This is a genomic window from Mesobacillus sp. (assembly GCF_047739415.1).
Taxonomy (GTDB): domain Bacteria; phylum Bacillota; class Bacilli; order Bacillales; family Cytobacillaceae; genus Mesobacillus.
On sequence record NZ_JBIQOE010000298.1, the window covers coordinates 19,366 to 31,906 of the forward strand.

Sequence of the window (12,541 nt, forward strand, 5' to 3'; positions counted from 1 at the left end):
AGGTTTCACAGAAAACGATGAAAAGCTGTCAAAAGTAGAACCAAGTTCAGACAATGCAGCGTGTAAACTTGCTCGAAATGTCCGAATTCGATCAATGCAAGTTCAGTCATGTTTTATATCTTCAATCGTTCTTCTCATTACAAATCTCCAGCAATCATAATATTGTATTCTCACCAGCTCGGCACGTATAATAGAAGGACACGCTATTCCAAAACATTGAGGTGGAGAATGAAATATATTTTTTTGTTTTTAGTTATTGTTCCGGCTGCTGAGATTGCTATCCTGCTTCTTTCAGGTCAAACAATCGGCATATGGCCGACGATCCTGCTCATCATCCTTACTGGTTTCCTAGGGGCTTTTTTGGCGAAGCAGCAGGGTTTAGAAACGATAAGACGAACTCAGGACCAGTTAAGAAGAGGCATGATGCCTGGAGATGTCATCCTGGATGGGGTGAGCATTCTTGTCGGCGGTACCCTTCTGCTGACACCGGGTTTCATAACAGATACTCTAGGGTTTTTACTACTGGCACCACCGACCAGGAAGTTTTTCAAGGCATTAATGCTGAAACTATTCCGTAACTGGATTGATAAAGGAACGATTAAAGTTATTCGTTGACATAGAAAACGCCAACCACATCGGTTGGCGTTTTTTTAGTATTAGCTGTCTTCATTTGTCTCAAATTTCATCATTCAGCATAACGACAACCTTATTTTAAGATAACCTCGTCTTTGCCTTTAATGAATGTCCAAATATCCCGGAATACATTCGCTCGTTGCAGTGTATTGAAGATCACCAGGATGACTGGACCGACAATCAGTCCCAGAAAGCCGATGGTTTTGAAGCCGACGAACAGAGCGATCAAGGTTGCGAGCGGGTCAAGTCCAATGCTTGATGAAAGGATTTTTGGCTCCATGATCTGCCTTTGGACCAATACGACAACATATAAGACGCCTAAGCCAATTGCGGTACTCATCTCACCGGCAATCGCTTCATAGATGATCCACGGGACAAAGACAGCCCCCGTACCGAGATATGGAATGATGTCAACTATACCGGTAACCAGCGCAATCGTGATGGCATAATCAATACGAAGGATCAGCAAACCAATCAGGATAATGACGGTAGTGATCGAAACCAGTGTAGCTTGGGCTCTGACAAAACCGAATAATGCTTTTTTTAAATCGTCAAAAACAGTCTTGCTGCTCGTTCTTGCGCGATTAGGTAAAAACCTGGTACCCATCGCCGATAATCTATACCAGTCTTTACTTATGAAGAAAGTCCCTAATAATGAGAAAATAAGAACAGTTGCTGCATTCGGAAACCAGGACAGAATGTTGGGGATTTTTTCAAAGAAATCCTTGATAAAATTTCCTGTCGTTGTCCCGATGGTGGCGCCGACGTTTTGGATATTATCCATAATGGTATCCTGCTGCCCCGATTCAAGGCTTTGGAACATGCCTGTTAGCTGATTGTAAAGTGGAATAAGTTGAGCAGCAAATAAATGTTCAATATAATCAATCAAAGTAACCAGATGTTCAGGAACAACTTTCGCTAAATATTCAGCTCCTGAAGCGATCTCGACAACAAGCAATGTGATCAGTCCTGCGAACACCAACATGATCAACACAAGGGAAATGAGTACCGCCAGGGACCTGGGCATTTTTGCCCGCGTCTGGAAAAAGTTGACGAGCGGATTCATCATAAAGGCAATCAGGAAGCCAATGATGAATGGGTAAGTCACCTTGGATACGAAAAATAGTGCAAGCGCTCCGGCCACAACGATACCAATGACGGAAATAAAACGCAATGTCCTATGTAGATATACTAGATTCAAACAGGTTCCTCCTTTTGGAATGGCCAACTGGATGCCAATACTGTTTGTATATCTTAAAAGCTTGATGCCAGTCCTGAAAGTTTCCTAAAATATACGGTTTATCATTTTAAAAGATTCGATTTAATTTTAAAAAATCCTTTAAAATACAAAATATCTAGAAGAAAGGCTAATGTAAAATGCTGACTTTCGAACAAAATAAGATGAGCATTCTTATTACCGTCCGAGGTGATTTTTGAAATGGAATTCGTAAAAAGGCTTTTAAAATATAAATAATGAATTTTGCAAAAAGTAGTTTATTCAAAAGAGAAATTGTGCATTTAAACAATCATCTAAAGCGTATAATCAGTAGGTACTGCCATCTTTAATCCTACCTGTTTGGTGTAATATTTTTAATTATGTTACAATAGTTTTAACTGTGGAAGGATGACAAATTTATGCTTGAGCCTATGCTTTTTTTACTAACTTTATTGGCGATTGCTTTTCTGGCGAAAAACCAATCGTTAATTATTGCGGTCCTGGTCCTGCTTGTCATGAAGATTGCCGGGATTGAAGCCAAAACATTTTCGCTGCTCCAGGGTAAGGGTATTAACTGGGGAGTAACGGTTATCACTATTGCTGTCCTAGCGCCCATTGCCAGCGGCGATATTGGCTTCAAAGATTTAGGTGGTGCTTTCAAGTCACCCTATGCATGGATTGCCCTGATATCAGGGATGGCAGTTGCTCTGCTTGCAAAAGGCGGAGTTACCTTGCTGGCGGAAGATCCCCATATAACAACCGCACTTGTCCTGGGAACAATTTTGGCCGTATCATTATTCAAAGGAGTAGCAGTAGGTCCTTTGATTGGTGCCGGTATCGCATTTGCGGCTATGAAAATCTTTGAATTATTTAAATAGCCTTTTTGTAAAATAATATTTTATATTGATTTAAGTTGTTTTCATTCACAAATGTCAGATAATTGTTTATAATAGGACTTGTAACTGCTTCCATCCCCCTACATAGGCCTGGGGATGGAGAAAGTATCCACGGTTTTTTTATTTAACAAAATGTAAGCATTTTCTTTTTGCCGGTTGCCTGAGCAAGCGCTCGATACCCATCGTAAATAGGGCATTTCGGCTGGAATCGGTCTGTCGCCGGCGTATGGTCCGGCTTTTCGTATAAAGTGTCAGAAATTTCTTTTTTCTGATATCGCTGTTTTTGACAGCAATTCAACATACAGACAAAATGGGATATGGGGAAATTAACTACAAAGGAGAGATTGAGTATGACAGTAACACGTGGTCTTGAAGGGGTAGTGGCAACAACATCTTCTATCAGCTCTATTATCGATGACACGCTGACTTATGTAGGCTATGACATTGACGATCTGGCTGAAAATGCTAGTTTCGAAGAAGTGATTTACTTATTATGGCACCGCAAGCTTCCTACAGCGGCAGAATTGGACGAATTGAAGAAGCAGCTTGCAGAGAATGCAGCTTTGCCGAAAGAAGTGCTTGAGCATTTCAAGATGTACCCGATTGATAAAGTCCATCCGATGGCTGCAGTTCGCTCGGCTGTATCTCTTTTAGGGTTATATGATGATGAATCAGATGTAATGGAAAAAGAAGCGAATTACCGCAAAGCCATCCGCCTCCAGGCTAAGATGCCAGCTATCGTTACTGCTTTCGCAAGAGTAAGGAAAGGTCTTGAGCCAATCGCTCCAAGAGAAGACCTTAACTTCGCGGCAAACTTCCTTTACATGCTGACTGGGGAAGAGCCAGATGAAATAGCAGTAGAAGCAATGAATAAGGCGCTAGTTCTTCACGCTGACCATGAGCTTAACGCTTCAACATTCACTGCGCGTGTCTGCGTTGCGACACTATCTGATGTGTACTCTGGTGTAACAGCTGCAATCGGTGCATTGAAAGGCCCTCTTCATGGCGGAGCAAATGAAGCAGTTATGAAAATGCTGACTGAAATCGGCACGCTTGAAAATGTTGAGCCGGCAATCCGCGGAAAGCTTGCGAACAAAGAAAAGATCATGGGCTTCGGACACCGTGTATACCGTCTTGGAGACCCTCGTGCGAAACATTTGAGAGAAATGTCCAAGAGGCTGACAGGACTGACTGGTGAACCTCACTGGTACGAAATGTCCACTAAGATTGAAGAAATCGTTACAGGCGAAAAGAACCTTCCGCCGAATGTTGACTTCTACTCAGCATCTGTATACCACAGCCTTGGCATCGACCATGACCTGTTCACGCCGATCTTTGCTGTAAGCCGTGTTTCTGGTTGGCTTGCACATATCCTTGAACAGTATGACAACAACCGCCTGATCCGCCCTCGTGCAGATTATACAGGTCCTGGCAAGCAAGAGTACGTTGCCATCGAAATGAGATAATTATAAGAGATAAAGGAACAATATTTTACTTTTTAGTGAAAAATTGTTCTAATAGGAGAGTGAAGGAAGCTGGTTATCCAAAGAATTATTTTTTAAATCGATGGATACACGGCTTCCAAAAAGAAGGTTAGTGGCAATTTCGCCTGCTAACCTTTGATTCTGTTAATGAATTAGGATTTTGGAGGGAGAGAATAATATGCAAGGTGAAAAAATCACAGTTAAAGATGGAGTTTTAAACGTACCAAACAATCCAATCGTTCCTTTTATCGAAGGTGACGGTACAGGTCCAGACATCTGGGCATCTTCTGTCCGAGTTCTTGATGCTGCTGTTGAAAAAGCATACAAGGGCGAGCGCAAGATTGTCTGGAAAGAAGTTCTTGCTGGAGAAAAGGCATTCAATCAAACTGGTGAGTGGCTTCCAAGCGAAACTTTAGAATTGATCAATGAATACTTAATCGCGATTAAAGGGCCTTTAACAACACCAATCGGTGGCGGAATTCGCTCTCTGAATGTTGCATTGCGTCAAGAACTAGACCTATTCGTCTGCTTGCGCCCTGTTCGCTGGTTCGAAGGTGTTCCTTCTCCTGTAAAGCGTCCACAGGACACTGACATGGTAATTTTCCGTGAAAACACTGAAGATATCTATGCTGGTATCGAGTATGCAAGCGGATCTGATGAAGCTAAGAAACTTCTTGAATTCCTGCAAAATGAAATGGGTGTAAACAAAATCCGTTTCCCAGAAACTTCAGGTCTTGGTATCAAGCCTGTTTCCAAAGAAGGAACAGAGCGCCTTGTACGTTCAGCGATCAATTACGCCATTACAGAAGGCCGTAAGTCAGTAACGCTTGTACATAAGGGCAATATCATGAAATTCACAGAAGGCGCGTTCAAAAACTGGGGTTATGAACTTGCTGAAAAGGAATTCGGTGATAAGGTATTCACTTGGGCTCAGTATGACAAGATCAAAGATGAGCAAGGAACGGATGCTGCTAACAAAGCTCAATCTGATGCTGAGGCTGCTGGCAAGATCATCGTAAAAGATGCAATTGCAGATATTTTCCTTCAGCAAATTCTTACACGTCCGAAAGAGTTCGATGTTGTTGCAACAATGAACCTGAACGGCGACTACATTTCTGATGCACTTGCAGCACAGGTAGGCGGTATCGGTATCGCTCCTGGAGCAAACATCAACTATGAAACTGGCCACGCTATTTTCGAAGCGACACATGGTACTGCTCCGAAATATGCTGGTTTGGATAAAGTTAACCCATCTTCTGTTATCCTTTCAGGCGTGCTTATGCTTGAGCACCTCGGCTGGACTGAAGCAGCTAACCTGATCGTCAAGTCAGTGGAAAAATCAATCGCATCAAAGGTTGTAACATATGACTTCGCTCGTTTGATGGATGGTGCTACAGAAGTAAAGACTTCTGAGTTCGGTGATGAACTAATCAAGAACATGGGCTAAAAATGTGCGGAAGGCTATCCTTTTTAAGGATAGCCTTTACATAAATAACATATATTTTTAAAAATATATTCGTTCTGAGGAGGAAGCCTTATGTCATTGAAACGCAAAAAGATTTCAGTCATTGGTGGAGGATTCACAGGAGCAACAACAGCATTCTTGCTAGCACAGAAGGAACTTGGGGATGTAGTATTAGTCGATATCCCGCAAATGGAAAACCCTACAAAGGGTAAGGCGCTTGATATGCTTGAAGCGAGCCCAGTCCAAGGCTTTGACGCGAACATTACTGGTACTTCCAGCTATGAAGACACGAAAGACTCAGACATCGTTGTTGTAACAGCTGGTATTGCGCGCAAACCTGGTATGAGCCGTGATGACCTTGTCCAGACGAACCAAAAAATCATGAAAAGTGTAGCCCAGGAAATCGCCAAGCACTCTCCTGATAGTTTTATCGTTGTATTGACTAATCCAGTTGATGCGATGACTTACACTATTTTCAAAGAGTCCGGCTTTCCTAAAAATCGCGTAATCGGCCAATCGGGCGTATTGGATACTGCTCGTTTCCGTACATTTGTAGCTCAGGAATTAAATCTGTCTGTAAAAGACGTTACAGGTTTCGTTCTAGGAGGCCACGGCGATGACATGGTTCCACTTGTGCGTTATTCATATGCAGGGGGCATTCCTCTTGAAACACTTATTCCAAAAGAACGCCTTGATGCCATCGTCGAACGCACTCGTAAAGGCGGCGGCGAAATCGTCAACCTACTTGGGAATGGCAGCGCTTACTATGCTCCAGCAGCTTCCCTGGTTGAAATGTGTGAAGCGATCTTGAAGGATCAGCGACGCGTATTGCCTTCTATTGCATATCTAGAAGGAGAGTATGGATACGAAGGAATTTATCTTGGAGTTCCAACAATCCTCGGCGCTGGCGGTATCGAGAAAGTAATCGAGCTTGAATTGACAGCAGAAGAAAAAGCAGCACTTGATAAGTCTGCAGAAGCTGTCCGCAATGTTATGGCAGTACTGGCTTAAACGTTAAAAGATTACTAGTAAATAAAAAAATCGGGGAATATTCCCCGATTTTTTTCACAAATTATCAAGTATATGAATTTGGGACAAGAGATGGGAATGGACATTCCTGAACTTCTATTGCAAAGGGGTAAATGCTATGCTGCTTGGAAGAAAACGTAAGCTTGGCAGGAAAATAGAAGAAATCACTGTCGGAGAAAAATTAACATTAACAGAAAAAATCGAAGATAAAGACCTTCTCTTATATTTGGGATTGACGAATGATGCCAATCCTTTGTATATCCAGCATGATTACGCGTCACAGACGCCTTATGAAAAACCGATTGTTCCCGCAATCATGCTGAATGGGATCATCACTTCAGCTGTTTCAAAATACCTTCCAGGACCAGGGAGCCATATTCTGAAGCAGGATATTGAGTATGTGAAACCTGTTTACCATTATGGTACAGTCCAATTCTTTTTTGAAGTAACCGAAGTAATCAGGAGTAAGCATAATGTTGAAATTTCGGTTACAGGAAAAAATGAAGAAGATGAGACAGTTGTGAAGGGTCTGCTGCTCGTCTGTCCTCCATATCCAGTCCAGCGTATGGAAGGAAAAGCATTAGAAAACTTTTAATTTTTTTCGGGATGTACATAATTGTGCATCCCTTTTAGTTTTAAATTTGATTTTACCGGTTGGGTTGATATTATAATGTAAATAGAGCTATTGGATGAAGGCTGTTTTCGTAAGACTGTTGTTAAAATCCTAAAGCCGATTTTAACGTGATTAAAAGCCAATTTGTAGGTCGGTATTAAGTTTGTAAGCTCTTTTCTCATGATAAGCTTTAAATTTGTAGAGAAACATTGGTCATTCAATCAAATTTTGTAGTCACTAGCGACAAAGTTTGAGAAAAGAGCCTGGATGAAACAGGGGTAATAACTTTTTTGGAGGCTCATATGAACAAAAAGGTCTTGGTTGTGGATGATGAACAATCTATTGTGACACTGCTGAAGTATAATCTCGAACAGGCAGGCTATTCTGTGGTAACTGGAATGGACGGGGAGGAAGGGATCCGCCTTGCAGCTGAGGAAAGGCCCGATTTGATGGTTTTGGATTTGATGCTTCCGAAGCTTGATGGCATGGAAGTATGCAAGCTGCTCAGGCAGCAGAAAATCAATGTGCCGATTCTGATGCTAACGGCAAAGGATGATGAATTTGACAAAGTGCTTGGTCTGGAGCTGGGCGCTGATGATTACATGACTAAGCCGTTCAGTCCGCGTGAGGTTGTAGCAAGGGTAAAAGCCATTCTCAGAAGAACGCAGACACAGCCAGAAACTGTGGAGGAAAAGCCTGAGGAAGAGGGACAAATAAAAATTGGCGATGTTAGGATCATCCCGGATTTCTACGAAGCTTATTTTATGGGAGACTTGCTTGAATTAACTCCGAAAGAATTCGAGTTGCTTCTTTACCTGGCAAAGAATAAAGGCAGAGTGCTGACTCGTGACCAGCTGCTCAGCGCTGTTTGGAATTATGACTTTGCAGGTGATACAAGAATTGTAGATGTACATATTAGCCACTTACGGGAAAAAATCGAACAGAATACGAAAAAGCCTTCATATATCAAAACAATACGAGGCCTAGGCTATAAGCTGGAGGAACCAAAGGGAGAATGACTAAGTACCGGACACGTCTCTTGTTTGCCCTCATTACCCTGATCATCATCGTGTTGGTAGGCCTGGGTCTGCTTTTAGGGCAATTATTCAAGAATTACTATATTAATTCATTCAATGAACGGCTGAAAATTGAAATGAATCTTTTAACCTCCAATATCGAACAGAATGGTGGACTCGCATCTCTGGATACTGAAGAAATTTCGCGGATGAGCGGGCTGCTTAACGCAAGGATCACCATTGTTGATCTTGAGGGAGACATCCACTATGACACAGGTGAACTATCAAGCACGAAAATCAACAGGCACAGGGATATTATTGGCGACATCGTTGAAGATACTCCTGAGGAGCAGAGTGACCTGGAAGTAGGTGGAGGTTTTGACCTGCATTATTATTGGAAGCCGCTCATTCATGATGGCGAAAAAGAAGGCTATGTTTTTTTAACAACAAAGATTGATGAGCTGCAGAAAGCTTATCGTCAAATCTGGTGGATTCTTACCGTTAGCCTCGGCTTGGCACTAATGGTCATCATCCTTCTTGGCACAAGGATCACCAACCGCTATACGAAACCGATCGAGTCGGCGACAAATGTGGCGATCGAACTGGCAAAAGGGAACTATCGGGCCAGGACTTATGAGGATCATATAGACGAAACGGGTATGCTGAGTTCATCCATCAATATCCTGGCAAGAAACCTTCAGGAACTGATGAAGCTGAAAGAATCCCAGCAGGACAGATTGACCACACTGATTGAAAATATGGGCAGCGGTCTGATCCTGATTGACAGCAGGGGCTTTATCAACTTGATTAATAAGCCTTACAAGGAAATTTTTAATGTGGAGGCTTCTGAATACCTCTACAAACTTTACTATGAAGTAATTGACCATGAGGAAATTACCCAGATGGTCGAAGAGATTTTCATGACTGAACAAAAAGTAAGGAAGCAAGTTGTTTTGCCATTGGAGATCGAACGACGCCATTTTGAAGTTTATGGAGTGCCGATTATCGGGACAAACAATGTCTGGAAGGGAATCCTTCTCGTTTTCCATGATATTACCGAACTGAAGAAACTGGAACAGATGAGGAAGGACTTTGTGGCAAATGTCTCGCATGAACTAAAGACACCGATTACCTCTATAAAAGGTTTTTCAGAAACTCTGCTGGATGGTGCGATGCATGATAAGGCAACACTTGAAGCATTCCTGGAAATCATTTTAAAGGAAAGTGACCGTCTTCAGGTACTGATCCAGGAATTGCTCGACCTTTCGAAAATTGAGCAGCATGGTTTCCGGCTGACTAAAGGAAGAGTGGATCTCGTAAAAGAAGCAAATGAAGTTATTGAGATTTTAAAAAGAAAAGCAGCACAAAAGGATATTATGCTGAAGCTCAGTCAGCATAGCGAAGAGGCTGTCATTGAAGGAGATCCAGACAGGCTCAAGCAGGTGCTGATCAACCTTGTCAGCAATGCAATAACCTACACTCCAAATGGCGGCAGTGTAGAGATTTCTTTAACTGACCAGGATAATTCCATTTCGGTTGAGGTCAAAGATTCCGGTATAGGGATCGAGAAGAGCGAAATAACGAGGATTTTCGAACGATTTTACCGGGTGGACAAGGCAAGAAGCCGGAACTCCGGCGGAACAGGGTTAGGCCTTGCCATCGTCAAACACATTGTTGAAGCACATAAAGGGCATATCGAAGTCGACAGCCAGATAGGCAAAGGGACAACTTTTACGATCAAGCTCTTTAAAAAGCTGCCTCAATAGGGAAATACAATCAAGAGTCAAATGAGTACAATAACTAATTAGCAGGTCCAATTCGTAACTGAATTGGGCTTTTTCATTATGATGCTCGCGGAAAGTGAAGCTATTGGATCTAAATCAACAGTCAGATTTAAAAAAGTCCCAAATTTACATTCACTTAACAAAAGGTTTATTTTTCCTTAACACTGCCTTGCTACAATCATTAGTGAAAACCCCTTCATCCAAGGAGCTAGAAAAAGGCACAAGCTGACCCCGCTTGTGCTTTTTTCATTTTTCAGGAAATTATTTAGTAGTGGATAACTACATGTAGAATTCTTGATCCAGCTCCAGCGCCTAGCCTCTCGAGTCGCTTGTTGGGGCTGAACGAAGCGCTTGCGCTTTTTTGTTCTTTACTTGACAAAAATACAAAATCCACCATTGTGTCGAAACTGTTTTTCAATTAACATTCTTTTGAAACTTTTACGGTTTATAAACGTAAAAACAAACATAGACAAAAGCATAGGAAGAGGAGAATGAGATGGTAAGCTTAAAAAAAATCTACGTGACGAGCGGGATTGTCGTCTTGGCCATTATTTTAGGTCTTTCGGCTTTCACGACGTGGTATACGGTCGATGAATCTGAGCAGGCGGTCATTTTGACGTTTGGAAAAGTAGAGGAAGGGATTAGCGAACCGGGCTTGCACTTTAAGCTGCCTTGGCCAATCCAGAGTGTCGAGAAATTATCGAAAGAAACTTTCAGCCTACAGTTTGGTTATGAAGAGAAGGATGGGGAAATCAAAGAATTTCCTGATGAAACCAAAATGATTACAGGTGATGAAAACATCGTCCTTGCCGACCTGGTAGTTCAATGGAAGATAACTGACCCGGAAAAATATTTATTTAACGCGGATAAACCAAGAGAAATTCTATATGATGCGACCTCAGCGTCTGTAAGGAGCATTATCGGAAGTTCAGAAATTGATGAAGCATTGACTTCGGGAAAAGCTGAAATCGAAGCGGAGGTCCGTGATTTATTATCATCACTGATTGAAAAGTACGATATGGGTGTATCCGTCCTTGGGGTAAAGCTCCAGGATGTTGAATTGCCAAATGAAGAAGTGCGCAAAGCTTTTACTGATGTTACGGATGCGCGTGAAACAATGAATACGAAAATAAATGAAGCAAAGAAATACCGTAACCAGAAGTTGAACGAAGCTCAGGGGGAAAAGGATGCGCTTATTTCAAGAGCGGAAGGGGAAAAAGCTGCGAGGATCGAACGTGCTAGAGGTGACGTGGCGGTATTCAATAAGCTGCTTGTTGAATACAAAACCAATCCGGACATCACAAGACAGCGTTTAATTTTGGAAACGCTTGAGCAAGTCCTGCCGGGAACGGAGATATACATCATGAATGATGATGGCAATACAATGAAGTATTTCCCGATTCGCCCGCTTGAAGCAGATAAACCTAAGTCAGAGCAGGAAGGCAGTGAAAAGAATAATGGCTGATCAAAACGTGATTGATATCAATGAACGAAATGGTGGTTCCTGGCGGAAGTATACGAAATTAGGGATCTTCCTGGTCATCCTTATTGCCCTGCTTGTCTTCATTTTTACTAATCTATTTATCGTGAAACAAGGCGAGTATAAAGTGGTAAGGCAATTTGGAGAAGTTGTTAGGATCATCAAAGAACCCGGTTTGAATTACAAAGTCCCGTTTATTCAGAGTGTCACGACATTGCCTAAATACCAGATGACCTATGATGTTTCACAGGCAGAAATCAACACGAAGGACAAGAAGAGAATGCTGATCGATAATTATGCGATCTGGAGAATTGAAGACCCTAAAAAAATGATTTCCAATGCGAGAACGCTTGAGGGTGCGGAATCGAGAATGGAGGAATTCATCTATTCGGTTGTCCGTTCTGAGCTTGGTAAGCTGAATTATGACGAAATCATCAATGATGAAAAGTCATCCCGTGGTTCATTGAATGACAGGGTGACTGAAAAAGTCAATGAGCTGCTCGCTGGCGGTAATTATGGAGTCGTTGTGACAGATGTCCGAATGAAGAGGACCGACTTGCCGGAAGAAAATGAAATGTCTGTTTTTACGAGAATGATCTCAGAGCGTGAGTCTAAGGCGCAGGAATACCTTTCCATGGGGGATGCCCAGAAAAACAGAGTCATCGCCCAAACGGACAGAGAAGTGAAAGAACTTCTGGCAAAGGCATCTGCAGACGCTGAGACGATCCGAGGCGAAGGGGAAGGGGAAGCGGCTAAAGTATACAACCAAACGTTCTCCAAAGACCCGGAATTCTATACGATGTTCCGCACACTGGAATCTTATAAAAAGACAATCAATGGCGAAACCGTCATTGTCCTTCCATCTGATTCACCGTATGCAAGAATGCTGATGGGCTACACAAATTAATAGAGCCAACCAAAAGGC

11 protein-coding genes are annotated in these 12,541 nt (G+C 42.3%); 10 read left to right on the forward strand and 1 reads right to left on the reverse strand.

Annotated elements, in window-relative coordinates; translation table 11 throughout:
• Positions 1 to 228: 228 nt before the first annotated feature.
• Entirely contained in the window at positions 229 to 615 is a 387-nt protein-coding gene (locus ACH0QE_RS24175) for an FxsA family protein (protein WP_415803007.1), read from the forward strand.
• A gap of 91 nt (positions 616 to 706) precedes the next feature.
• On the opposite strand, the gene ytvI is transcribed toward ACH0QE_RS24175, so the two are convergent.
• Positions 707 to 1,834 carry a sporulation integral membrane protein YtvI gene (gene ytvI / locus ACH0QE_RS24180; RefSeq protein WP_415803008.1) on the reverse strand — a complete coding sequence of 376 codons (1,128 nt, stop codon included), beginning with the start codon at positions 1,832 to 1,834 and terminating at the stop codon, positions 707 to 709.
• A 434-nt stretch (positions 1,835 to 2,268) separates the two neighbouring features.
• On the opposite strand from ytvI, the gene ACH0QE_RS24185 reads away from it, so the two are divergent.
• The 9 genes from ACH0QE_RS24185 (at position 2,269) to hflC (ending at position 12,523) form a co-directional block, all read left to right on the forward strand.
• Complete coding sequence (locus tag ACH0QE_RS24185; RefSeq protein ID WP_415803010.1) at positions 2,269 to 2,727, forward strand: DUF441 domain-containing protein; 459 nt, start codon at positions 2,269 to 2,271, stop codon at positions 2,725 to 2,727.
• 368 nt (positions 2,728 to 3,095) lie between these two features.
• Positions 3,096 to 4,211, forward strand: coding sequence for a citrate synthase (citZ, locus tag ACH0QE_RS24190; RefSeq protein WP_041966467.1), 1,116 nt, complete (start codon positions 3,096 to 3,098; stop codon positions 4,209 to 4,211).
• A gap of 196 nt (positions 4,212 to 4,407) precedes the next feature.
• Positions 4,408 to 5,676, forward strand: coding sequence for an NADP-dependent isocitrate dehydrogenase (gene icd / locus ACH0QE_RS24195; protein WP_415803011.1), 1,269 nt, complete (start codon positions 4,408 to 4,410; stop codon positions 5,674 to 5,676).
• A gap of 90 nt (positions 5,677 to 5,766) precedes the next feature.
• Positions 5,767 to 6,705, forward strand: coding sequence for a malate dehydrogenase (mdh, locus tag ACH0QE_RS24200; RefSeq protein ID WP_102263835.1), 939 nt, complete (start codon positions 5,767 to 5,769; stop codon positions 6,703 to 6,705).
• A gap of 136 nt (positions 6,706 to 6,841) precedes the next feature.
• Positions 6,842 to 7,318, forward strand: a complete 477-nt coding sequence (locus ACH0QE_RS24205) for a MaoC/PaaZ C-terminal domain-containing protein (protein ID WP_102263834.1) — start codon at positions 6,842 to 6,844, stop codon at positions 7,316 to 7,318.
• A 320-nt stretch (positions 7,319 to 7,638) separates the two neighbouring features.
• Positions 7,639 to 8,355 (forward strand): winged helix-turn-helix domain-containing protein, encoded by a 717-nt coding sequence (locus ACH0QE_RS24210; protein WP_415803012.1) that lies wholly within the window; start codon positions 7,639 to 7,641, stop codon positions 8,353 to 8,355.
• A complete protein-coding gene (gene pnpS / locus ACH0QE_RS24215) occupies positions 8,352 to 10,118 on the forward strand; it encodes a two-component system histidine kinase PnpS (protein WP_415803013.1) in 1,767 nt (588 codons plus the stop codon). Before ACH0QE_RS24210 ends, pnpS begins: the two co-directional genes overlap by 4 nt.
• A gap of 514 nt (positions 10,119 to 10,632) precedes the next feature.
• Positions 10,633 to 11,601, forward strand: a complete 969-nt coding sequence (gene hflK, locus ACH0QE_RS24220; protein WP_415803014.1) for an FtsH protease activity modulator HflK — start codon at positions 10,633 to 10,635, stop codon at positions 11,599 to 11,601.
• Positions 11,594 to 12,523, forward strand: a complete 930-nt coding sequence (hflC, locus tag ACH0QE_RS24225; protein ID WP_415803051.1) for a protease modulator HflC — start codon at positions 11,594 to 11,596, stop codon at positions 12,521 to 12,523. The genes hflK and hflC overlap by 8 nt, the downstream gene beginning before the upstream one ends.
• Positions 12,524 to 12,541: the final 18 nt, after the last annotated feature.